This window comes from Brevundimonas diminuta 3F5N (assembly GCF_900163625.1).
Classification (GTDB): domain Bacteria; phylum Pseudomonadota; class Alphaproteobacteria; order Caulobacterales; family Caulobacteraceae; genus Brevundimonas; species Brevundimonas diminuta_A.
The window spans coordinates 49232-71180 of the sequence record NZ_FUIE01000016.1 but is presented as its reverse complement, the minus strand read 5'-3'; the positions used below and the strand labels follow the sequence as shown (position 1 = coordinate 71180).

General features: G+C 67.5%; 24 protein-coding genes. 13 read left to right on the top strand and 11 right to left on the bottom strand.

The annotated features are described in order from the left end of the window. Window positions 1–18 precede the first annotated feature (18 nt). The gene (gene rplL / locus FM111_RS03000; protein WP_087139252.1) at window positions 19–399 is read left to right on the top strand and encodes a 50S ribosomal protein L7/L12; all 381 of its coding nucleotides are present in this window, start codon (window positions 19–21) and stop codon (window positions 397–399) included. A 199-nt stretch (window positions 400–598) separates the two neighbouring features. After that, window positions 599–1474 carry a phenylalanine 4-monooxygenase gene (gene phhA / locus FM111_RS02995; RefSeq protein ID WP_087139251.1) on the top strand — a complete coding sequence of 292 codons (876 nt, stop codon included), beginning with the start codon at window positions 599–601 and terminating at the stop codon, window positions 1472–1474. A gap of 260 nt (window positions 1475–1734) precedes the next feature. Here the strand turns inward: phhA and FM111_RS02990 are convergent, their stop codons facing one another. The 6 genes from FM111_RS02990 to FM111_RS02965 form a co-directional block, all read right to left on the bottom strand. Beyond that, entirely contained in the window at window positions 1735–3165 is a 1431-nt protein-coding gene (locus FM111_RS02990; protein WP_087139250.1) for an alkaline phosphatase PhoX, read from the bottom strand. An 84-nt stretch (window positions 3166–3249) separates the two neighbouring features. After that, window positions 3250–3699: a hypothetical protein gene (locus FM111_RS02985; protein WP_087139249.1), complete on the bottom strand. Its 450-nt coding sequence runs from the start codon at window positions 3697–3699 to the stop codon at window positions 3250–3252. Window positions 3700–3713: 14 nt separating this feature from the next. After that, complete coding sequence (gene astB, locus FM111_RS02980) at window positions 3714–5048, bottom strand: N-succinylarginine dihydrolase (RefSeq protein ID WP_087139248.1); 1335 nt, start codon at window positions 5046–5048, stop codon at window positions 3714–3716. Continuing rightward, window positions 5045–6463 carry a succinylglutamate-semialdehyde dehydrogenase gene (gene astD, locus FM111_RS02975; protein ID WP_087139247.1) on the bottom strand — a complete coding sequence of 473 codons (1419 nt, stop codon included), beginning with the start codon at window positions 6461–6463 and terminating at the stop codon, window positions 5045–5047. The genes astB and astD overlap by 4 nt, the downstream gene beginning before the upstream one ends. 14 nt (window positions 6464–6477) lie before the next feature. Continuing rightward, window positions 6478–7485: an arginine N-succinyltransferase gene (locus FM111_RS02970; protein WP_087139246.1), complete on the bottom strand. Its 1008-nt coding sequence runs from the start codon at window positions 7483–7485 to the stop codon at window positions 6478–6480. A 4-nt stretch (window positions 7486–7489) separates the two neighbouring features. Then, window positions 7490–8746, bottom strand: a complete 1257-nt coding sequence (locus FM111_RS02965; protein WP_087139245.1) for a hydrolase — start codon at window positions 8744–8746, stop codon at window positions 7490–7492. Window positions 8747–8863: 117 nt separating this feature from the next. On the opposite strand from FM111_RS02965, the gene FM111_RS02960 reads away from it, so the two are divergent. The 5 genes from FM111_RS02960 to FM111_RS02935 all read left to right on the top strand — a co-directional run bounded on the left by FM111_RS02960 (window position 8864) and on the right by FM111_RS02935 (window position 12036). Beyond that, window positions 8864–9328, top strand: coding sequence for a hypothetical protein (locus FM111_RS02960; RefSeq protein ID WP_087139244.1), 465 nt, complete (start codon window positions 8864–8866; stop codon window positions 9326–9328). Window positions 9329–9364: 36 nt separating this feature from the next. Next, a complete protein-coding gene (locus tag FM111_RS02955) occupies window positions 9365–9883 on the top strand; it encodes a hypothetical protein (protein WP_143276036.1) in 519 nt (172 codons plus the stop codon). Window positions 9884–9885: 2 nt separating this feature from the next. Continuing rightward, on the top strand, window positions 9886–10227 hold the full coding sequence (locus tag FM111_RS02950; RefSeq protein ID WP_087139242.1) for an ArsC/Spx/MgsR family protein: 342 nt from the start codon (window positions 9886–9888) through the stop codon (window positions 10225–10227). 714 nt (window positions 10228–10941) lie between these two features. Further along, the gene (locus tag FM111_RS02940; RefSeq protein ID WP_087139240.1) at window positions 10942–11319 is read left to right on the top strand and encodes a hypothetical protein; all 378 of its coding nucleotides are present in this window, start codon (window positions 10942–10944) and stop codon (window positions 11317–11319) included. 363 nt (window positions 11320–11682) lie between these two features. Continuing rightward, a complete protein-coding gene (locus FM111_RS02935) occupies window positions 11683–12036 on the top strand; it encodes an ArsC family reductase (protein ID WP_087139239.1) in 354 nt (117 codons plus the stop codon). Between the two features lie 3 nt (window positions 12037–12039). On the opposite strand, the gene FM111_RS02930 is transcribed toward FM111_RS02935, so the two are convergent. Then, on the bottom strand, window positions 12040–12276 hold the full coding sequence (locus tag FM111_RS02930) for a DUF2188 domain-containing protein (RefSeq protein WP_087139238.1): 237 nt from the start codon (window positions 12274–12276) through the stop codon (window positions 12040–12042). Between the two features lie 29 nt (window positions 12277–12305). Between FM111_RS02930 and FM111_RS02925 the strand changes: the two genes are divergently transcribed. The 6 genes from FM111_RS02925 (at window position 12306) to der (ending at window position 17869) form a co-directional block, all read left to right on the top strand. Next, on the top strand, window positions 12306–12830 hold the full coding sequence (locus tag FM111_RS02925) for a DUF6249 domain-containing protein (protein WP_306299134.1): 525 nt from the start codon (window positions 12306–12308) through the stop codon (window positions 12828–12830). A 25-nt stretch (window positions 12831–12855) separates the two neighbouring features. After that, window positions 12856–13413, top strand: a complete 558-nt coding sequence (locus tag FM111_RS02920) for an RNA polymerase sigma factor (RefSeq protein WP_087139236.1) — start codon at window positions 12856–12858, stop codon at window positions 13411–13413. Next, complete coding sequence (locus FM111_RS02915; protein WP_087139235.1) at window positions 13403–13837, top strand: hypothetical protein; 435 nt, start codon at window positions 13403–13405, stop codon at window positions 13835–13837. Before FM111_RS02920 ends, FM111_RS02915 begins: the two co-directional genes overlap by 11 nt. Before the next feature lie 145 nt (window positions 13838–13982). Then, a complete protein-coding gene (locus tag FM111_RS02910; RefSeq protein WP_087139234.1) occupies window positions 13983–14765 on the top strand; it encodes a tetratricopeptide repeat protein in 783 nt (260 codons plus the stop codon). Window positions 14766–14790: 25 nt separating this feature from the next. Continuing rightward, window positions 14791–16212 carry a PQQ-like beta-propeller repeat protein gene (locus tag FM111_RS02905; RefSeq protein WP_087139233.1) on the top strand — a complete coding sequence of 474 codons (1422 nt, stop codon included), beginning with the start codon at window positions 14791–14793 and terminating at the stop codon, window positions 16210–16212. Window positions 16213–16243: 31 nt separating this feature from the next. Next, on the top strand, window positions 16244–17869 hold the full coding sequence (gene der, locus FM111_RS02900; protein ID WP_087139232.1) for a ribosome biogenesis GTPase Der: 1626 nt from the start codon (window positions 16244–16246) through the stop codon (window positions 17867–17869). A gap of 6 nt (window positions 17870–17875) precedes the next feature. On the opposite strand, the gene FM111_RS02895 is transcribed toward der, so the two are convergent. From FM111_RS02895 to purF, 4 genes are read right to left on the bottom strand one after another with little or no spacing between them, the layout of a single operon-like run. Beyond that, window positions 17876–19207 carry an O-antigen ligase family protein gene (locus FM111_RS02895; protein ID WP_087139231.1) on the bottom strand — a complete coding sequence of 444 codons (1332 nt, stop codon included), beginning with the start codon at window positions 19205–19207 and terminating at the stop codon, window positions 17876–17878. A gap of 7 nt (window positions 19208–19214) precedes the next feature. Then, complete coding sequence (locus tag FM111_RS02890) at window positions 19215–19976, bottom strand: SDR family NAD(P)-dependent oxidoreductase (protein WP_087139230.1); 762 nt, start codon at window positions 19974–19976, stop codon at window positions 19215–19217. 39 nt (window positions 19977–20015) lie between these two features. After that, on the bottom strand, window positions 20016–20357 hold the full coding sequence (locus FM111_RS02885) for a VOC family protein (RefSeq protein ID WP_087139229.1): 342 nt from the start codon (window positions 20355–20357) through the stop codon (window positions 20016–20018). A gap of 6 nt (window positions 20358–20363) precedes the next feature. Then, window positions 20364–21869 (bottom strand): amidophosphoribosyltransferase, encoded by a 1506-nt coding sequence (gene purF / locus FM111_RS02880; protein ID WP_087139228.1) that lies wholly within the window; start codon window positions 21867–21869, stop codon window positions 20364–20366. Window positions 21870–21949: the final 80 nt, after the last annotated feature.

Here is a 21949-nt window from a genome sequence, read left to right as displayed (position 1 = left end):
TACCGAAGGAAGACTAAAATGGCTGATCTCGCCAAAATCGTTGAAGAACTGTCGGCCCTGACCGTCCTGGAAGCCGCTGAACTGTCGAAGCTGCTGGAAGACAAGTGGGGCGTCTCGGCTGCTGCTCCGGTCGCCGTCGCTGCTGTCGCCGGTGGCGCTGCTCCGGCTGAAGCCGCTGAAGAGCAAACCGAGTTCACCGTTGTCCTGGTTGACGGCGGCGACAAGAAGATCAACGTCATCAAGGAAGTCCGTGGCGTCCGCACCGACCTGGGTCTGAAGGAAGCCAAGGACCTGGTCGAAGGCGCTCCGCAGCCGGTCGTCGAGAACGTCTCGAAGCAAGTCGCTGAAGAGCTGAAGAAGAAGCTGGAAGAAGCCGGCGCCAAGGTCGAAATCAAGTAAGATTTCGGATCTGGCCTCTGGTTCGCCGATCCGGCTGGACCAGAGACAGCTTTCAAAGCGAAGCGGGTCGGAGGGAAACCTCCGGCCCGTTTTCTTTTGGGCGGAGGTCATTCCATCCCTGAAACGGTCGTGCGTGACGCGGGCGAGTTGGCGCGCTAATCTGCCCCGAAAGGCCATCAGAGCCGTGAGGAGCGTCCCCATGTCCGACTTCGAGCACGTTTTCGAGCAGCCGCCGGAAGGCGCCGCCGCCGACTGGACCATCCCTCAGAACTGGTCGGCCTATACCGAGGTCGAGCACCAGACCTGGAACACCCTGTACGAGCGGCAGATGAAGATCCTGCCGGGCCGGGCGTGCGAAGCCTTCATGCGCGGCCTGGACGCGCTGGACCTGAATGCGGGCGGCATCCCCGACTTCGAGGTCATCAATCCCAAGCTTCAGGCCCTGACCGGCTGGACCGTGGTCTGCGTGCCGGGGCTGGTGCCGGACGAGGTCTTCTTCGACCACCTGGCCAACCGCCGCTTCGTCTCGGGCCAGTTCATCCGCAAGCCGGACCAGTTGGACTACCTGCAGGAACCGGACATCTTCCACGACGTGTTCGGCCACGTCCCGATGCTGACCGACCCTGACTTCGCCGCCTATATGGAAGCCTACGGCAAGGGCGGGCAGCGGGCGGCGTCGCTGGGGATGCTGCCGAACCTGGCGCGCCTGTACTGGTACACGGTCGAGTTCGGCCTGATGCAGGAGGCGAGCGGCCTTCGCATCTATGGCGCGGGCATCGTCTCTTCGGCCACCGAGAGCGTCTTCAGCCTGGAAGACCCTTCGCCGAACCGTCTGGGCTTCGACCTGGAGCGGGTGATGAAGACTCTCTATCGGATCGACGACTTCCAGCAGGTCTATTTCGTCATCGACAGCATCGAGGCGCTGAAGACGGTCACGTTGCAGGACTTCGGCCCTGTCTATGAGCGGCTGAAGGGCGCCGAGGCCCTGCCGATCGAGGCCGTCCTGCCGACGGATGACGTCTTCACGCGCGGCACCCAGGCCTACGCCGCCAAGGGCGGGCGGTTCGCGGCCTAGGCGACGCGCCTTCTCCCTCCTCATGAAGGGGAGGGAGAAAAAACAGAGTCCAATTCGTCTGAATCGTCTGAATCTCTCCTCTGCGGTTTCGCGGGGGGAGGGATGATGACATGCGTCTGGGCGCGGGTGTGAAAGCGCGGGTCCGCGTGCGCCGACGCCGGGAATTTCCAGCGTTTGGAAGGTGAGGACGCGCTGACACACCCTTCTTTTCCCTCACCCTCGGGACAAGCCCGAAGGTGACGAGGTGTAGGGGCGGGAATCTAGACCCTGAACCGCTCCCACGGGCCGGTGACGGCCAGGGTCATGCCGGGCGAGTACAGGTTCACGAACATGGTCCGGCCGTTCGGGGCCCAGCAGACGCCCGCGAACTCGGTGTTCGACTCATCGGCGTCGTGGCGCATGGCGTTGCGGGCGATGGCGTAGACGCGGCCGTCGGGGGTGACGCCCTTCACATGCTGGGTGCCGACCTGCTTGTCCTCGCAGCCGATGACATGACCGTTCGGAGCGATGGCGATGTTGTCGACATAGTCCAGCACGGCGCGGTCGCCCGCCTCGACGAACAGCTCCAGCATGCCCGGCTGGCTCGCCTCGTCCGACTGGCCCTCGCGCGGGCTGGGGACGTAGCGCATGATCTGGCCGTGGCGGCCGACGCCGCCCGAGGTGCAGGTGAAATAGAGGTGATCGCCCGCCCAGTGGACGCCTTCGCCGCGCGCGAAGACAGCCGCGCCCGAGGCGTGACCGCGCTGGGCCAGGTCGCCGTCAGGGCTTTCGACGTGATCAAGGTCGACCCAGCGCACGGCCAGGCGCTGGCCCTGACGCCAGAGGATGTCGTTCCAGTTGCGGGTGTCGCCGCGCGCCTGATCGACGAGGGCCAGGGCCTGAAGGCGGCCGCCGGCGTGCAGGCGGCGCGGGTCAGTCGGCAGGTAGCGGTAGAAGAGGCTCTCGCCCGTGTCCTCGGTCATGTAGACGACGCCGGTGCGCGGATCGATGCAGGCGGCTTCGTGCTTGAAGCGGCCCATGGCGCGGATCGGCGTCGGATCGACCAGGCCAGTGGCGAGCGAGGGCACCTCGAACACCCAGCCGTGGTCCTGGGGCAGGCCGTCCTTCGTCCCGGCGACGATCTCCTCGCAGCTGAGCCACGAGCCCCAGGGGGTGACGCCCCCGGCGCAGTTGACCGCCGTGCCGCCCAGGCTGAGGTGCTGGCGCTCGGTGCGGCCGGTCTTGAGGTTGTAGAGGACGGTGGTCGTTCCGCCGCCCAGCGGGGCCAGTGCGCCGTCCGTATCGGGATAGACGCCGTAAACGCGGGCGCGGTCCAGGTCGCCGACCAGACGGTGGTTGGCGCCCCAGGCGCTGGCGTTGAACTCCAGCGGATTGACCTCGTGGTTGCGGACCAGGATCACCCGGTCCTCGTCCAGCCCGAAACAGCCCATGCCGTCGAACTTGTCGGGGGTCAGCAGGCCGTCGGCCATCGTCTCGCCGGCCTGGGACGCCACGCGGTAGGAGAAGCCCTCGGGCAGGTCCAGCAGGCCGTAGGGGTCGGCCTTCATCGGGCCGTAGCCGAACACCTCGTTGCGCGAAGGGCCGTCGACGAAGCCGCCCGGTTCGGCGGCCACGGCGTGGGCGCGTTTGGCGTAGCCCGACAGGGCGAGGGCGGCGGCGGAGGCCATGAAGGCGCGGCGTGAAGCGATCATGCCCCGTGCTTACGAGCGGCGCATTACGGTCCGATGACGGCGGCTTGACCACAGCGTGACGAGTGCTGCGGCCGATGGTCCTGCCTAACGGCGGCTCAGCCGCGGCCAGGCGGTCCAGGTTCCGACGGCGTAGGCGACGCCATAGGCGAGGACGATCAGCGAGCTCCACCAGATGAAGGGGGTGATCCCCGCCGGGCCCTGGGGGTTCAGGATCACGGCCGGGACCAGCACCAGGCCGCGCGCCAGGTAGATGAGGCTGATGAGGATCAGCCCTGTTCTCAGCAGCGGAAGCCGGGGAAGGAGGCCTGCGCCGGAGAAGGCGTAGGCGGCCCAGACCGCCAGAATCGTCGCTATCCCCGTCGTGACGAGCGGCGGATACCAATGCCCCGCCTCGGCCATGCGCGCCATCTGTTCGTCCGCGCCGAAGAAGCGGTAGCCGTCCGGCCCGATGACGATCACTGCGAGGTGCAGGACGGCGGCCAGAAGGCTCAAGACGCCGCCCGTGATCAGCCAGGGATTGCGGGCGCGCGACATGCCGGAGTTCCGGGTCAGACGCGCTGGAAGGGATAGAAGCCGCCGCCCAGATTCAGGATCTGCGTCAGCGCGTCGAGCGCGCCGCGCGTCTCGTCCAGCAGGGCGGGGTCGGCCAGGTCTCGCGCGGTCAGGCTGTCGCGATACCAGCGGCGGCCCCAGTCGGACAGGCGGGCGTGCAGGGCGTCGGTCAGGCGCATGGCCGGGTTGGTCGCCGCCAGCTCGGCCTCGGTCAGTACGACGCGCAGGCGCAGGCAGGCCGGACCGCCGCCGTTGCGCATCGACTGGCGCACGTCGACGTATTCGACATGGCCGATCGGGCCGTTGGAGGCGGCGAGGCTTTGCGCGACCGCATGGCTGCGCGGGTTGTCGCGCGTCTCGGTCGGGCAGATCAGGGTCAGGCGGTCCTGCCCCGGAACCCGGATCAGCATGGAGTTGAACAGGTAGGAGCTGATGGCGTCGGCCAGCGGCAGGTCGGCGGCCGAAACCTCGACGAACTGCGGCTCGAAGCCGTCGGCGGCGGCGCGGATGGCGGCCTTGGTCGCGGCCGTGTCCTCGAACGCCAACTCGTGGAAGAAGAGGGTGTCCAGGGCGCCGACGCAGACCACGTCGTTGTGGAAGGTGCCGCCCGCGATGGCGGCCTTGCCCTGACGGGCCAGGACGGCGCCGGTCGCTTCGTGGCGGCGCATGATCGCCTCGGACGCCTCGCGCGTCTGGCGGGCGGGGTAGGGGCCGTCCCAATGCTCCCAGGCCTCGCGGCCCCAGACCATCAGATTGACGCCCGCCTCGCCGTGATCGCGGCACAGGCGGACGTGGTTGGCCGCCCCTTCGTCCGCCAGATGGGCGACCGAGGGCAGGGCGTCGTGGACGGCGAAGCGGGTCGCGTCGGGGAAGAGGGCGTCCAGCGCGCGCCTGGTCTGATCGTGCTCCAGGCTGCGGTGCAGGTTGGTGATCAGGTTGGCGGGGGTGAAGTGAACGCGACCGTCGGCGGCGTCGGCGCTGGGCGTCACCGTCGCGGCGTTGGCGGCCCACATGGGCGAGGCCGAACAGGCGGCGGCGGCGAACGACGGCGCGTCCTTCCATGCGCGCTCCAGCACCTGGGCGTCGGAGCCCGAGAAGCCGAGGTCGCGCAGGAAGGGGATGTTCGGCCGCTCGTGCGGAGGCAGGACGAACTGGGGCAGGCCCAGGTCGGCCAGGGTCTTCATCTTGTCGAGGCCTTGCAGCACGGCCGCGCGCGGGTTCGACGCCTCGCCCTTGTTCAGGCTGGACGCCAGATTGCCCGGCGACAGCCCGGCGTAGGAGTGCGTCGGCCCGATCAGGCCGTCGGCATTGGCCTCGACAGCGGAAGTCATGCGCGCAAGCCCTTGATCTCGCTTTCGATGTTCTTGACCGCGCCGGCCTCGAAGCTGGCGACCGGATAGGCGCAGTAGTCGGCGGCGTAATAGGCGCTGGGTCGGTGGTTGCCGCTGGCGCCCAGGCCGCCGAAGGGCATGTCGCCCGCCGCGCCCGTGGTCGGGCGGTTGAAGTTCACCACGCCCGCGCGGATGCGGTTGATGAAGCGATCCCAGTTCTTCGCATCGTCGCTGACCAGACCGGCGGACAGGCCGTATTTGGTGGCGTTGGCGGCGGCGATGGCGGCGTCGAAGCTCGGGACGCGCAGCACCTGCAGGAAGGGGGCGAACATTTCCTCATCCTCGACCGCGACGCCGGTGACGTCGATGATCGCAGGCTTCACGAAGGCGCCCGGCAGGTTGTCGACAGGGCCAGAGGCGCGGACCACGCGCGCGCCCGCGTCGATGCGTTGTTGCAGGGCGGCGAGGGCGGCGCTGGCGGCCTTCTCCGAGATCAGCGGCCCGGCGTAGGGCTCGGGATCGCTGTCCCAGTGGGCGAAGTTCAGGCGATCGGACATGGCGGCGACGGCCTCGACGATGGCGTCGCCCTGGGCGCCTTCCGGCACGATCAGGCGGCGGGCGCAGGAGCAGCGCTGGCCGGTGGTGACGAAGGCGGACTGGACCACGATGCCTGCGACAGCCTCGGCGTCGGCGGCGTCCCAGACGACCAGCGGGTTGTTGCCGCCCAGCTCCAGCGCCAGGATGACGTGGGGGTCATCGGCGAACTTGCGACGGAAGTGCGCGCCCGCCGCGCCCGAGCCGGTGAACATCAGGGCGTCGATGGGCTGGTCCAGCAGGGCTGCGCCGGTGTCGCGTCCGCCTTGCACCATGTTGAACACGCCCTTGGGCAGGTCGGCGGCGTCCAGGCATTCGGCCATCAGCTGGCCGGTCAGGGGCGTTTCCTCGGACGGTTTGAACACGACCGTGTCGCCCGCCAGCAGGGCCGGGACGATGTGGCCGTTGGGCAGGTGGCCGGGGAAGTTGAACGGGCCGAGCACCGCCGAGACGCCATGCGGGCGGTGGCGCAGGGTGGCGCGACCGAAGGCGGTCTCGCTGCTGCGCTCACCGGTGCGCTCGTCATAGGCGCGGATCGAGATGTCGACCTTGCCGGCCATCGAGGCCAGTTCGGTTTTTGTCTCCCACAGGGCCTTGCCGGTTTCGCGGCTGATGGCCTCGGCCATTTCGGGGGCGCGCTCTTTCAGGATGGCCTGATAGCGTTTCACAGCGTCGATGCGATCACCTCGCGGGCGGTCGGCCCAGTCGGGGAAGGCGGCGCGGGCGGCCTCGACGGCGGCGCCGACCTGTTCGATGGAGGCGGCTTCGCCTTCCCAGACGGTTTCGCCGGTGGCGGGGTTGGTGGAGTTGAAACGGGTCATGGCGGGTACTCGGTTCAGGATTTCACGCGGACGACAGCGCCGTCCTTGATCTTCAGGGCGGCGGCGACGTCGGGGGGCATGCGGACCACGTCGCCGTCCACCAGGACGCGGGCGCGGACGGCGCGGAAGGCGGCGACGCTGTCAGTCGAGACGAGGCTGGGCAGTTCGACCTCGACCTCCTTCTCGATGCGGGCGGTAAGGACGCGGGCGTCGCGGACGGTGCGGATGTTGTCGCGACCGCAGGCCACGGTCGGACCGGCGTCGAAGATGTCGACCAGGCCGTTGGGACGGAAGCCCTCGGATTCCAGCAGGGCCATGGCGGGCACGCCCTGCGGGTGGACCTTGCCGATCACGGCGCGGGCCGGTTCGGGCAGCAGGTCGATGTAGATGGGGTGGCGCGGCGCCAGGTCGAGAATGAACTGCTTGTCGGTCGAGCCGCTCATGCGGTCGGCGTCGTCGAAGTCCATCGGGAAGAACTTGTGCGCCACATGGTCCCAGAAGGGGCAGTAGCCGTCGGGGGTGAAGACGCCGCGCAGTTCGGCCAGGACGTTGTCGGCGAACAGGTCGGGCTGCGCCCCGATCAGCATGTAACGCGACTGGCTGAGCAGACGCCCGGCGCCGCCCTTGCGACGGTCGGCCTTGAGGAACAGGGAGCCCACCTCGGTCCAGCCGGTGCATTCGTTGACCAGGACCAGGGTCTGATGGTTCAGCTTGATGCCCAACGAGGGCGACTGGACCGTGTTGTTGACCACGCGGAAGCTGAAGAAGGGGCGCTTCAGTCCCACGGTCGCCTTGACCGAGCCGACGCCGTCGATGTCGCCCGTGTCGCCGTCTTCCAGCATCAGGGTGTACCAGGCTTCCTGCGGCGGAATGCGGCCTTCGAAGCTGGCCTGGCTCAGTTCCAGGCGCTCGCTGAGGACATCGGCGTCTTCCGGCAGGCTGGTGAAGCCGGGGCCGGACAGGATGGCCAGTTCGAGCAGGTGATGAAGGTCGGCGGGGCCGGCGGGGCGAACAACGAGCATGCGGTTACATCGTCTCCAGTCGGAGCTGTTTCAGTTTGAGGGCGTCGATCTCGCCCGAGGCGATCTTGCACAGGATCAGGGCCGACAGCTGCGCCCGTTCGACGAAGCTGGCGGGCCAGGCGAACTCCTGATCCGAATGGATCTCGCCGCCGACGACGCCCAGGGTGTCGACGTTGGGCAGGCCCGCGGCGTGCAGGTTGTTGCCCTCGCAGACGCCGCCGGAGGGCTTCCAGGCGATGGTCTGGCCCAGCAGGTCGCCGGCGTCGCGCACAGCGTGGAACAGGGCGGTCTGCGATGCGTCCATCGGCTTGGGCGCGCGGGTCATGCCGCCGTGCAGGTCCAACGTCAGGCCGGGGAAGGGTGGCTCGGCGGCGAGGGCGCGCACCGTCTCGTCGATCCAGGCGGCGCTCTGGGCGTCTGGCACGCGAACGTTGAAGCGGACCACGGCGTTGTCGGCCACGACGTTCAGGGGGCCGCCGCCGGCGATCTTGGCGACATTGACCGTGACGCCCTCACGCTGGCCGTTCAGGCCGTGCAGGCGGGCGGCGATGATGGCGGCGCCCGCGACGGCGTTGGCGCCCTCGTGGAAGGCGCGGCCCGCGTGGGCGGCCTTGCCGGTGACGATCAGGTGGAAGTTGCCGCTGCCCTTACGCTCGCCCGCCAGCGTGCCGTCGGACAGGGCGGGTTCATAGGTCAGGCCGACGTGGCCGCGCGCGCCCAGCTCCGCCAACAGGGGGGCCGAGGCGGGCGAGCCGATCTCTTCGTCGGGGGACAGGAGGACGGTCCAGCCGACATTCTGGCGGAGAGGGTGGGATTCAAAGGCCTCGAGCGCGGCCAGCATGACGCTGATCCCGCCCTTCATGTCGGCGACGCCTGGCCCGTTCAGGGCGCCGTCGTCGCGCGTGACGACGCGCTGGAAGGCGCTGTCGGCGGGAAAGACGGTGTCGTAATGGCCGGTCAGCACGACCTGAAGCGGGGCTTCGGGGCGAGCGGTGATCTTCAGGCAGTCGGCGTAGCTTTCGGCGATCACCGCGCCGCTGTCGGCGACGGTGGTGGAGCCTTGGGTCGGCACGCGCTCGACCGTCGCCTGCGCGAAGGCGGCGCGCGCCGTGGCGTCCAGAACGTCGAGAACCCGCGCCAGCCCTTCGGCGTGGCGGCTGCCTGAGTTGATGTTGGACCAGTCGACGGCGCGCTGGACAATGGCGTCGCCACGGGCCGCGACGTGGTCGAGCACGGCCTGATCTTGAGGTTCGATCCGCATGGCGGCGACCCTAGACGGGGCGAGGAAAAAGGTGAAGGCGGGGCGATATCTCTCTCACGCACTTGGGATTTCGGCCTTGAGCAGGATAGTTTCGCCGCCTCAGTCAGGGAGTCGCGCATGAACCGTCGGATCGCACCGCCCCAACCCTTCGCCCCGGTCGATTCGGCCGAGACGGCGACGGCGCTGGCGCGCGGCAGCGCCTGGGCCTTCTGGATCTGGGCGGGCGTGGGCCTGATGCAGGCGGGGCTGGTCTGGTTCCTGAGCGCGCCCGAACAGGCACAGTTCCGCGGGGCGACGACGGGGTTCGCCGTGGTCTTTTCGGCCGTGGCCGTCGTGCTGGGCCTGCTGCAGTGGCGCCGTCCGAACCGCATCCTGCCGGTCTTCGGCCTGGCCTGGGCGCTTTATGAACTGAGCGCGATGTCGGTCAGCCTGATGGTCGGAGCGTCGCCGGCCGCGCCGGGTCTGCCGGGCTGGAGCGTCGGCGTGGCGGGGGCCGGCATGGTGCTGTGCCTGCTGCTGCACATCGGCGGCCTGCGCGGGGCGGCGGGCATGGCGCGGTTCGCGCCGGCGACCAGGGCCTGAGCGCACGACAAAAAGGGGGGTGAAGTGAGCCAGAACATGAAACTGTGGCTGCGTGCGGCCAATCCTTTCACGCCGCCGCGCGGCATGGCCGAGGCGCAGAGGGCGGCGCGTGTCGGCGCGGCCGCCCTGGCCGTCGGCGCCGTTCAAGGTCTGGCCGGTCTGCCGACTGTGTCTGAAAAAATGGGGCAGTCAGCCGCATTGATGATGGAGGGCGGCGCCGTTCCGCCCAGCGATCAGGCGATGTTCGAGGGCGTCATGACCGCCATGGCGCCGGTTATGGTCGGGGGCGTCGTTGTCATGTCGGCGGTCTATCTGGTGCTGGCCGTGGTGCAGTGGCGCAAGATGACCTGGGTGATCCCGGCCCTCATGCTGGCGTTGCTGGCCTACAGCCTGGTCAGCGTGGTCAACGGTTTCGCCCTGCTGGGCGAAAATGCGGGCCAGTTGTATGGGCCTCTCGCCATCGTGCAGTGGATCATCATGCTGGCGACAGGTTTTCTGTATGCGGCCGCCGTGCGCGGCGGCCTGATGTTGAGCCGGCTGAAACGGAGCTTCTGATCATGACCGTCACTCTTTACCACAACCCGAAATGCTCGACCTCGCGCAAGGCGCTGGAGCTGCTGCGCGAACGCGGGATCGAGCCGACGGTGGTCGAGTATCTGAAGACCGGCTGGGACGCCGAGACGCTGCACCGTCTGGCGCGCGGGACGGGCGGCGGGCTGAAGGGCCTGTTGCGGAAGAAGGAGGCGAAGGCCGCCGAACTTCTGGCCGCCGACGCGGACGACGCGACGGTCCTGGCCGCCATGATCGAGAGCCCGGTCATCGTCGAACGCCCCGTCGTCGAGACGCCCAAGGGCGCGGCGATCGGGCGGCCGGTGGAGGCGGTGCTGGAGGTGCTGTGAAGCGCACCCGGTCGCATTAAGGCTTCACAGCTCGGGGAACTGAAACTCAGAGATTGAGCCTATCGCATCAAGCCAATCTGCCCACATAGCCGGGTCAGCAGTTTGGCCGCTCTCACCCTGCATCCACGACAGAAGTTGAGCGACTTGGTCGTCAGTGCGCCCGCCGCGCTTCCAGTATGCTTCTATGAAAGCGAACATCGCCTGATAGGCTTGCTCCGTAGTCAGCATGGGCAGTGTAGACATGGTAGCGTTCGCGTTTCTATAAAGAAGAAAAAGTAGGTGCGCTGATGAAGGCTGAGAAGGATCTCCCAACAGTAGCTGCATATTTAGCTCTCGGGATATGGACTTTTGCTACGGTAGTGGTTGGTGCGATCTACTACTTCGCGAGCAATGGCGAACGCTTTCAGCCGTGGCTGCTCCCCATGTGCGTTCTGACCGTGTTTGGGGCCGTTTTGGTTGGTCGTTTCGTGAAAAGTCGCCGGTCTGTTCAAAACCAATAGGCTGCACGACAGGGCCAGGGTCGACCTTTCCGCGCTTCCCTGCAAGACTCGGCTCTGTCACGCTTGGGGTTCGCCCACGACCCGCACCTGTTTGGCCTCAAGGCCTGCGACACGATGAAGGATGCGCGCGCCTGGCTGGATTGGTGATGCGGCTTTCATAGTGCCGACTATCGTGCTCATCCTGCGTTTACGGCCAAGCTGACGGACTGATACGATGGTTGAGGCAGACTTTCAGAGCATATTTCTCAATGCGGCGGTTCCGCAGAAGGTTCTGCTGATCGCCCTGCTTGCGGCTGTTCCCGTCGTTTGTCTCTCAGTGCTGTTGGCGGTGAGGGATGAGACGAAATCCGGGCCATGGAAGCGCGTCATTTCGATCATCCTGATCGGCGGACCGATGGCGGGCTTGCTGGTTGGCGCGATGAACAGCTTTCACATGGCGCAAACCATCCAGCGCTTGCCGTTTGATGTGACGGCCAAACAACTCGCGCCGGGCATTATGGAGGTTTCGACCTTTGTGGGTCTGGGCGCGTCTGTGGGCCTCGTCGCCGGGGCTGCGCTTCTGACGCTTAAATGGATGTCAGATCGGAAGTAGACGGCGCGATGTTAGAGGGTTGGGACATAATCGTGAGGCGCGTAGCAGGTGTAGTCGCGATCATCGGAGGCGTGGCCATAACTTCGGCGGGGGGCATTGCCGCGTGGGGCGCATGGGCGGTGATGGCGACCTATTCGGACAACGCGCCAAACACGCTGTTGCAGAACTTGAGCCCACTACTTCTCTTTGGCCCGGCCGCCGGTATGGGCGCGGCCCTAGCGTGGGTCGGATGGGAAGTATGGCGACGAACAGACCTTGAGTAGGTCTGCCATGATCGAAAGCCGACCTGTTCACGCGCTCCAAATTGACCCCTCCGCGCTTCGATGCCAGACCCCAGCTGTTCGTCACGCTTGGAGTTCGCCCATGACCCGCACCCTGTATGGCATCAAGGCCTGCGACACGATGAAGAAGGCGCGCGTCTGGCTGGATCAGAACGGCGTGGCCTATGACTTCCATGACTACAAGGCCGCAGGGGCGAACCGCGCCGATGTGGAGCGCTGGGTCGCCGAACATGGCTGGGAGAAGGTGCTGAACCGCGCGGGCACGACCTTCCGCAAGCTGTCGGACACCGACAAGGCCGACATCGACGCCGCCAAGGCGGTGGATCTGATGCTGGCCCAGCCGTCGATGATCAAGCGGCCGGTGCTGGACCTCGGCGACGGGCGGACGCTGCTGGGCTTTAAGCCGGACATCTACGCCGAGGCCCTGAAGGGCTGAGGCTCAGTCCTCGACGGCCGTGGTCGGGCGGTCGTGGCCGTCGGCGCGCTCAGTGACCCACTGGCCCGAGGCGTCCTCATATTCGATCCAGGAGGTGCGGTCCGGCACGCGCTGCTCGCGCGCCGCGGCCGTGGCCGCCGCCAGCGCGGCCGCGTGGTTGGCGAAGGTCTCGGAATAGCTGTCGCCGAGCTTGTAGGCCCAGCCGCCGTCGTGCTGGACGATGCGATAGGTGATGTTCATGCGGCGCTCCGAAGGGTTCGACGGCACCGTTGAGCGCCGCTTCGGGCGTGTCGAGTCACGCTGTGGTGACTCATTACGAAGAGTTCATGCGCGCAACTGCATCCGTAAGCGATCATCGCCGCCTCTTGAGATCAGAAGGCCGCCGCATCAGGCTTGGCCGAACAGGGATCAAACTCATGGAAGAAGTCCTCATTCCGCTGGCGTTCTTTGCGATGATCGCGGGGATCGTTCTTGTGCCGACGTGGCTCAAGAGTCGTGAGCGGCGCGAGATGCAGGCGACGCTGCGGGCCTCCATCGAGAAGGGGCAGTCCCTGCCGCCGGAAGTGATCGAAGCCATCAGCAAGGACAATGCTAAGCCGGTCGCAACGGCGGCGCGCGACCTGAGGGCGGGCGTGATCCTGCTGTCGGTCGCAATCGGCATCGCCCTGTTGGGCTATGCGGTCAGCTTCGCCGACTTCGACGCCTTCTATCCCATCGTCGGCGGCGCCGCGATCCCAGGCATGATCGGCCTGGCTTTCATCATCCTGAGTTTCTTCAACAAGAACAAAGGCTGAGGCGGGCCGGAGCAGGGAAGCCGTCATGGCCCGAGACTTACGTGATCTGCACGACGTCGAGCTGGCCGGGCTTGCGGCCGGCGGCGGCCGCCGCGAGTTCGGCGAACTGGTCCGTCGCCACGGCTCGGCGGTGCGGGGTCTGCTGCGCCGCATGGGCGCCCAGCCGGCCCTGGCCGACGACGTGGCTCAGGACGCCTTTCTGCTGGCGTTCGAGAAATGCGCAGAGTTCCGGGGCGAGGGCACCTTCGCCGCCTGGATCAAACGTATCGCCGCCCGCATGTACCTGAGACGCATCTCGAAAGAGGCGCGTTATGTAGCAGAAAGCGAAACGGAAAACGTCGCGCCCGCCGTCGACAGCATCGGCCGCGTGGACCTGGACGAGGCCTTGAAGGGGCTCAGCGAGGTCGAACGCCTGTGCGTCTCCCTGTGTCATGGCGCGGGGCTGTCGCACCCGGAAATCGCCGCGGCCATGAATTTGCCGCTTGGAACGGTGAAATCTCATGTCAAGCGTGGTCTGGATAAACTTCGGGCCCGGCTCCAGCCGGGGCCGGTTGCAATCGGGAGCGCATCCCATGTCGGCTGACGAATTCGATCCCACGATTGAGCGCCTGTTCGCGCAGACGCAGCACTTCGCCGATTCGGTCTTCTTTGAAGCGGACGTGGCCGCGCGGCTGAACAAGGCCTCGCGCGTGCGGTCTGTGGCTCTGTCGGCGGCGGGGCTGATCGGCGGGCTGATCGCGGTGCGCGAACTGCTGAACGTCAACTTCCATCTGGGACCGGACGGATTCACGGCCCAGGCGGGCGGCGGCGGGGTCGATTCGGCCGGCGCCCAGGCTGGGATTCAGGGCGGCCTGGCGGTTCAGTCCCTGCTGGAGCGGACCGGACTGGGCGATGCGGCCTTCAACGCCATGGGCTCCATGGGCGGGATGCAGGTGTTCTGGGCGACGGCCGGGGTGCTGGTCGCCTTGCTGGCGGCAGGCGTGGTGAAGCTGTCGCAACAGATCTGAGCGCCGTTTTCCCGCCCCAGTCACGGCTTAGGGCTGGAAAAAGCCGTTTCGCGCCCAACGCCTGCGTTGCGGCCGTGACGCCGAACCTCTAGGGTCGCGGCGGTTTTATGATCGGCCTTGGCTGCATTTTTTGGGGCGACGTTTCGTGGTTGATGTCTTCGAGCAGGTCGAGGAGGAGCTTCGCTCCGAACGCTATAAGCGTCTGGCCCGTACCTGGCTGCCCATTCTGGGCGGTCTGCTGGCGGTCGCCCTGGTCGCTGCGCTGGCCTGGTGGGGCTGGCAGTCCTATGTGAGTTCTCAGGCCGACAAAGCCTCGGCCGCTTATGAGCAGGGCGTTCAGGCGCTGCAGGCGGGCAAGCCCGCTGAAGCCAAGACCGCCTTCGCCGAGTCGGCCAAGGCCGGCGGCGGCTACAAGGCCCTGGCCCTGATGCAGCAGGCGGGTCTGGCCCAGGCCGAGAACAAGACGGCCGACGCCGTGGCCCTGCTGGATGAAGCCGCCAAGGCCGCCAAGGATCCGATCCTGTCCGACATCGCCGCCCTGAAGGCGGTCTTCCTGGTCATGGACACAGCCTCGCTGGAAGACGTGCAGAAGCGTCTGGAGCCGCTGACCGGCGACAAGCGCCCGATGCAGGCCTTCGCCCAGGAAGCCCTGGCCATGGCCCAGCTGCAGCACGGCAAGACCGCCGAGGCGCGCCAGACCTTCGTGCAACTGCAACTCGGCCAGGACGTGCCGGACCCGGTGCGCCAGCGCGCCCAGGCCGCCGTTCAGGCGGTCGACACCGGCACGGCCGCCAATCTGGCCGCCATCGTCAAGGCCGCCGCTGCGCTGCCGACGCCGGCTCCGGGCCAGGCGGCTCCCGCCGCCGTCGCCGCTCCGGCCGAGGCTGCGGCCCCGGCTCAAGCGCCGGCCCCGACGCCTGCCCCCTGATTTGACTCCCTCGGGACGCCAACCAATGACCAAAACCCTTAAAGTCGCCCTGTTGAGCGGTCTGGCCCTGACCGTCGCGTCGTGCGGCACGGTCCGCAACGCCCTGCCGTTCGGCCTGGGCGGAGACAAGGAACCGGTTGCGACGGCGACCGAGGGGCAACGTGTCTCCATCCTTGAGTTCGAGCAGCAGCTCGCGCCTTCGGCGGCCCTGTCGGGTCGTGACTTCTTCCTGCCGGGTCCGCAGGCGGCGACCGCCTGGAGCCAGCCCGGCGGCAACGCCGAGAATGCGGTCGAACATGTGATCGCCGCGCCTGAATTCACCGTCGCCTGGCGGCGCGACATCGGCGCCGGTTCGGCGAACGATCGCCAGGTCATGTCCCCGGTGGTGGCCGAAGACGGCAAGCTCTTCGTGCTGGACGGCGAAGCGGGCGTGACCGCTGTGGACGCCGGCACCGGCGCTGTCCTGTGGAAGGCCAGCGTCAAGGTCGAGGAGGCTGATCGCGGCCGTCGCTTCATGGGCATCGGCCTGGGCGGCGGATCGGGCGGCGGCGGCTTCGGCGGCGGCGTGGCCGTCAGCGGCGGCAAGGTCTTCGTTTCGTCGGGCTATCGCGTCATGACGGCGTTTGACGCCAATACGGGCGCCGAGCTGTGGCGCACGCCGGTCGACCTGCCGATCCACGGCGCGCCGACGGTGGCGGGCCAGCGCGTCTATGTCGTCGACATCGACAACCAGCTGATGGCCTTCAACGTGGCCAACGGTCAGCAGGACTGGTCCTATCGCGGCATCACCGAGCCGGCCCGCATCATGCGCGCCTCCAGCCCGGCGGTCAGCGGCGGCACGGTGGTGGCGCCCTTCTCCTCGGGTCAGATCGTGGCCCTGCAGGCGACCAACGGCCAGCCGGTGTGGGAGCAGGTGCTGTCGCGCACCAGCCGCACCAGCGCCCTGTCGGAACTGCGCGACATCGCCGGTCGTCCGGTGGTCAGCCGCGGTCAGGTCTACGCCATCAGCCAGTCGGGCGTGATGCAGGTGATGGATCTGCGCAGCGGCCAGCCGAAATGGTCCCTGCCCATCGTCGGGGTGAACCAGCCCCTGCCGGTCGGCGACGTGGTCTATGTGGTGTCCCAGGCGGGCGAACTGACCGTGGTCAACCGCGAGACGGGCCAGGTCTATTGGTCGCGTGATCTGAACGAGGGCCGCGTGCGTAAGGAAGGCGGCTTCCTGGGCTTCGGCAAGCGCACCGTGCGTCCGACCTGGTCGGGCCCGATCCTGGCGTCCAACCGTCTGGTCCTGGTCAATTCGGACGGCGAGGCCGTGGCTTTCGATCCGAAGACGGGCGCGCAGACCGGCAGCCTGAAGCTGGGCGCGGCGGCCTATATCGCCCCGGCCGCCTACAACGGCGCCCTTTATGTCCTGACCGACAAGGGCCAACTGGTCAGCATCCGCTGACCTTTTCACTGATTTAAGCTAGAAGGCCGGCATGGCTCTGAAGGTCGCCATCGTCGGCCGCCCCAATGTGGGCAAGTCGACACTGTTCAATCGCCTCGTCGGCAAGCGCCTTGCGCTGGTCGATGATCGCCCCGGCGTGACCCGTGACCGCCGCTACGCCGACGGCGTGATCGGCGACATGGATCTGACCCTGATCGACACCGCAGGGTATGAGGACGTCACCGACGAAAGCCTGGAAGCCCGGATGCGCGAGCAGACCGAGGCGGCGATCGAGGACGCGGACCTGATCATGTTCATGATGGACGCGCGCGAAGGCGTGACGTCGCTGGACCGCATCTTCGCCGATCGCCTGCGCAAGGTGCACAAGCCCATCGTCCTGCTGGCCAACAAGTCCGAAAGCCGTGAGAGCGGCGGCGGCGTGGGCGAGGCGCACGGCCTGGGCTTCGGCGAGCCGGTGCCGATCTCGGCCGAACACGGCGAGGGCATGGCCGACCTGTATCAGGCCCTCGTGGCCGCGTCGGAAGACATCTTCATCGAAGAGATCGACGAGCCGGAAAAACCGATCCGCATTGCGGTCATCGGTCGCCCGAACGCCGGCAAGTCCACCCTGATCAACCGCCTGATCGGCGACGACCGCCTGTTGACCGGGCCGGAAGCCGGCATCACCCGCGACTCCATCTCGGTGGACTGGGTCTATGAAGGCAAGAACATCCGCCTGGTCGACACCGCCGGGATGCGCCGCAAGGCGCGCGTTCAGGAAAAGCTGGAAAAGCTGTCGGTCGCCGACACCATCCGCGCCATCACCTTCGCCGAGGTGGTGATCATGATGATGGACAAGGACGACGCTTTCGACACCCAGGACCTGCAACTGGCCGATCTGGTCGAGCGGGAAGGGCGGGCGCTGATCTATGTCGCGTCCAAATGGGATCTGGAAGAAGAGCCGCAGGCGCGCCTGGCCGAGCTGAAGCGCCTGGCCGACGACAAGCTGCCCCAGTTGCGCGGTTCGCCCTTCGTGGCCCTGTCGTCGTTCAACGGTCGCGGCGTCGAGCGCCTGATGCCCGCCGTGCTTCAGGCCTATGACACCTGGTCGGTCAAGGTGAAGACCAAGGATCTGAACGACTGGCTGTCCCTGGCGACCCAGAGACACCCGCCGCCCGCCGTGGACGGCAAGCGCATCAAGCCGAAATACATGGCCCAGACCAAGGCGCGTCCTCCGACGTTCGTGCTGATGGCCAGCCGGGCTGAAGCCATGCCTGAGCACTACAAGCGCTATCTGGTCAACTCGCTGCGCGAGAGCTTCGACCTGCCGGGCACGCCGATCCGCCTGAACGTCAAGTCGGGCTCGGCCAACCCCTATGCGGATGGCGGCGCCAAGTCGGGGCCGGAACGCTTCAAGGGCGACGCCAAGACCGCCCCGCGTCGGGTCATCAAGGCCGAGAAGGCCGAGAAGCTGTCCAACCTGCCCGGCAAGGCGCTGGAGCAGAAGGCCAAGGCCGGCATCAAGCCCAAGGTGAAGCCCCTGGGCGGACTGAAGGCCAGCGCGTCCAAGAAGGCGGGCTCCAACGCCTTCGTCGGCAAGGGCGCACGCGGCGGCGCGCGTCAGGTGTCCCGCTCGGGCCGTGTCCGTACGGGCCAGAAGGGCGGCGCCAAGCGCTGATTCACATCAGACCTGCCCGGTCGCGCCTCTCTTGAGGTGCGGCCGGGATGGGGCTGTCGGTTCGTCCCCCAACGCCAGCTTCAGCGCCAGCGCCACGACGATCACCCAACGCAGTTCATGCCAGTTCATGGCGATGCTCTCGGTCAGCATCGTCACGGTGAAAGACGCGATCAGCGGCAGGGCCAGCCAGCCGCCTGGGCTGGTGTAGGCCGCCCACAGGGACTGCGCCCAGATCTGCGTCAGGAACAGGGCGAACAGGATGACGCCGCCCAGGCCCAGGGCGATGTACAGCTCCAGCCAGCCGCTGTGTGCATCGGCGGGCGTGAAGTGCGCCTGATAGCCGATCCAGGCCTTGGGGCCGGTGAAGCTGGGATCGTCCCATACGGCGCCGTAGCCGAAGCCTTTCCAGGGGTGCTCGGCCATCTGCTGCATGATGCCTGACCAGATTTCGGTTCGCCCGGTCAGGGTCGCGTCCTTGCCGAGCAGGGCGAAGAAGGTGTCGGTTTCCATCGCGATCAGCAGGCCCCCGCCGATGACGAAGACAACGGCCAGCCAGGTGGCGACGACCGCACGCAGGGGTCCAGACTTGACCACGGCGACAAAGCCCATGGACGCCAGAGACAGGATCAGGACGACCAGGGCGGTCTTCGACGTCGACAGCAGGATCAGCATGACGGGGACGACGGCGAGACCGAACCACAACTTGCGCCGCTCGGGAGCCATCACGCCGGCCGCCAGCAGGAAGACGGTCGTCTTGACCATGACGTTGCCCATGGAGTTCTTCTCCAGCCACAGGCCGCGCCAGGCGCCGGGGAAGATCTCGTCCATCCGTCCCATCTGAGGCAGCAGCGCCCCGACAAGAAAGGACAGGATCGCCAGGACCGCCAGGGTTCCGGCGATGATTTCCGTCAGGCTGCGCCAGCTCCACCGCGAGGCCAGCGCGACGCCCGCCAGGGTGGTGAAGGCCAGGGCGGGTATGCGCCGTGCGGTCAGCTCCGGCATGATCGACCAGAAGTAGGTCGCCGCCGTCAGCAGCAGGAGCGCGATCAGAAGCGGCGATCGTATCAGGCCTTTGAGCGCGCGCTCAGGCCGCAGGCAGACCAGGATCAGCGCCAGCAGATAGGCCGGGTAGTAGAAGTTGCGCAGGAAGTCCGCGGACCTCGCGCCGTAGCCGGTCAGCGGCGCGCTCCAGAAACCGACGTAGGTGAGGATCAGCCCGACCGAAGCGACCACGGCGACGATGTCGGCCAGGGGGGCGGCGCGCACAAGTGGAAGCGAGGGGCGTTTCGCCGCCGGGTTCGCTAGCGACCGTGCGCCCGGATCCAGCCCCTCGATCACGCGCAGATCAGACCAGGGCGTCCGCCGACAGGCCTTGCTTCCATTCCTTGAAGCTGACCGTCAGAGGCGGGGTGAGATCAGGGCGGGCCAGTTCGACGATCAGGGGACCGATCTCCGAGGGATGTGGAAGAACGCTGGGATCTTCACCCGGAAACGCCTGGGCGCGCAACTGCGTCTGCATCCGACCCGGATCGACGATGCTGGCGCGCACGGGGGTGCTTTCGATCTCGTCGGCCCAGCATTTGACCAGGGCCTCGGCGCCCGCCTTGGTCGCGGCGTACATGCCCCAGAAGGCGCGCGGCTGGCTGGCGACGCTGGTGGTCAGATGGATGGCGCGTCCGGCGTCGGAGGCGCGCAGCAGCGGCTCCAGCGAGCGGATCAGGCGATAGACGCCGGTGAAGTTGATCTTCTCGACCTTGGCGAACTCGCGCGGCTCGGCGTGGGCGACCGGGGTCAGGCCCGACGGGCCCATGGTGGCGGCCGCCTGGACCCAGATGTCCAGCTTGCCGAAGCGCTGGAACAGGGCGCCGCCCAGGCGGTCGATGGCGCCGCCGTCCACCAGGTCGAACGGAACCAGGCTGGCGTGCTGGCCGGTGGCGGCGAAGATTTCGTCGTCCAGCTCCTCGAGGGCGCCCTGGGTGCGTGCGGCGGCGATGACGTGGGCGCCGGCCTTGGCCAGGGCCAGAGCGGATTCGCGGCCGATGCCGCGCGAAGCGCCGACAACCAGGGCGACGCGGTTGGCGAGGGGGAGGGAAGCGTGTTCGGACATGGGGCCGCTGATAGCGCGGCCCGACGTCCGGCGAAAGGCTCAGTAGCCCGGCGCGGCCTGCCACAGGCTGAAGCTGACGCCCTGATCGTCGCTGACCACGACGGATAGGCCGGACGGGCTTTCGGCGGGCACGGCTGCGCGGCCGCCGAGCTCGGTCACGCGGGCGCAGGCGGCGTGGATGTCGTCCACGCTGAAATAGAGGTTGGGGAAGGCCTTGTGCTCGCCCTTGGTGAGGCCGAAGGCGGGGTCGGACCCCGTGACATGGGCGTAGGTCGGACTGGACGAGGCCTCGTCGAAGCGCCAGCCGAACAGGCCCGCGTAGAAGACGCGGGCCTTGTCGACGTCAGGGGTGTCGAGCGTGAAGTAGCCGAGCTGGATCATCCAGCCTTAAGCGGTCACCAGCAGAGAAAGTTGCTTCCCGCGCGGATCGCGGCCGCCTTCCTCTATCTCACGGTCCAGCAGGCGGGTCGGATAGTCGCCGGTGAAATAGTGGTCGGTGTACTGTGGGCTGGCTGCGTTGCGCGGTCCGGCGCCCAGGGCGTCATACAGGCCGTCGATGGACAGGAAACCGAGGGAGTCGACTTCCAGCACCGCGCGCATTTCTTCCATGCTGTGGGTGGCGGCCATCAGCTGCGACCGCTCGGGCATGTCGATGCCGTAGAAGTCGGGGAACAGGATTTGCGGGCTGGCCGAGCGCAGGTGAACCTCCTTGGCGCCTGCCGCGCGCACGGCGCGGACCAGCTTCAGCGAGGTGGTGCCGCGCACGATGGAATCGTCGATCAGCACGACGCGCTTGCCTTCAAGAGCGGCGCGGTTGGGGCTGTGCTTCATCCGCACGCCCTTCTGACGGGCGCCCTGGCTGGGCTGGATGAAGGTGCGGCCCAGATAGTGGCTGCGGATGATGCCCATTTCATAGGGCAGGCCGCTTTCCTGGGCGTAGCCGAGGGCGGCGGGCACGCCCGAGTCGGGCACCGGCACCACGATGTCGGCTTCGACCGTGTGTTCGCGCGCCAGGCGGCGGCCCATCTCCTTGCGGACATCATAGACCGACAGGCCGTTCACGACGGAATCGGGACGGGCGAAGTAGACGTATTCGAACAGGCACGGACGGGCGGCCCGCGCGGCGAAGGGCTTGATCGAGGTCAGGCCTTCCTCGTCGATGACCACGACTTCGCCGTGTTCGACATCGCGCACGAAGGTGGCGCCGATGGTGTCGAGGGCGCAGGTCTCGGACGCCAGCACCCAGGCTTCGCCGACCTTGCCCAGCACCAGCGGGCGGATGCCCAGCGGGTCGCGCGCGCCGATCATCTTGTAGCGGGTCTGGGCCACCAGGGCGTAGCCGCCCTCGATCCGGCTCAGGGCGTCGATGAAGCGATCGACGATCTTGGCCTTACGGCTGCGGGCGATCAGGTGAAGGATGGCCTCGGAGTCCGAAGTCGACTGGAAAATCGCGCCTTCCGAGACAAGTTGTGCGTGCAGGTATTTGAAATTCGTCAGGTTGCCGTTGTGGGCGATGGCGATGCCGCCCTGATCCAGATCGGCGAACATCGGCTGGATGTTGCGCAGGAAGCTGCCGCCGGCGGTGGAGTAGCGGGTGTGGCCGATGGAGGCCTGGCCCGGCAGGCGCTTCGTCAGTTCGGCGTTGCCGAAGGCGTCGCCGACAAGGCCCTGATGCCGTTCGGTGTAGAAGCGGTCGTCGTGGACGCTGGCGATGCCGCAGGCTTCCTGGCCCCGATGCTGCAGGGCGTGCAGGCCCAGGGCGACGATGGAGGACGCCTCGTTCTCGGGCGCGCCCCAGACGCCGCAGACGCCGCATTCGAGGCGCAGCTGGTCGTCTTCCGGCTCACGCCAATGCTCACGGTGAACGACGGGTTCGGCGATATGGTGGCGCATCGTCAGGCTCCGATGACCGGGGAAGGATAACTCAAAGGGCGGCGCCGCGCACGTAAGCCGCCCAGGCGTCCGGGGCAAGC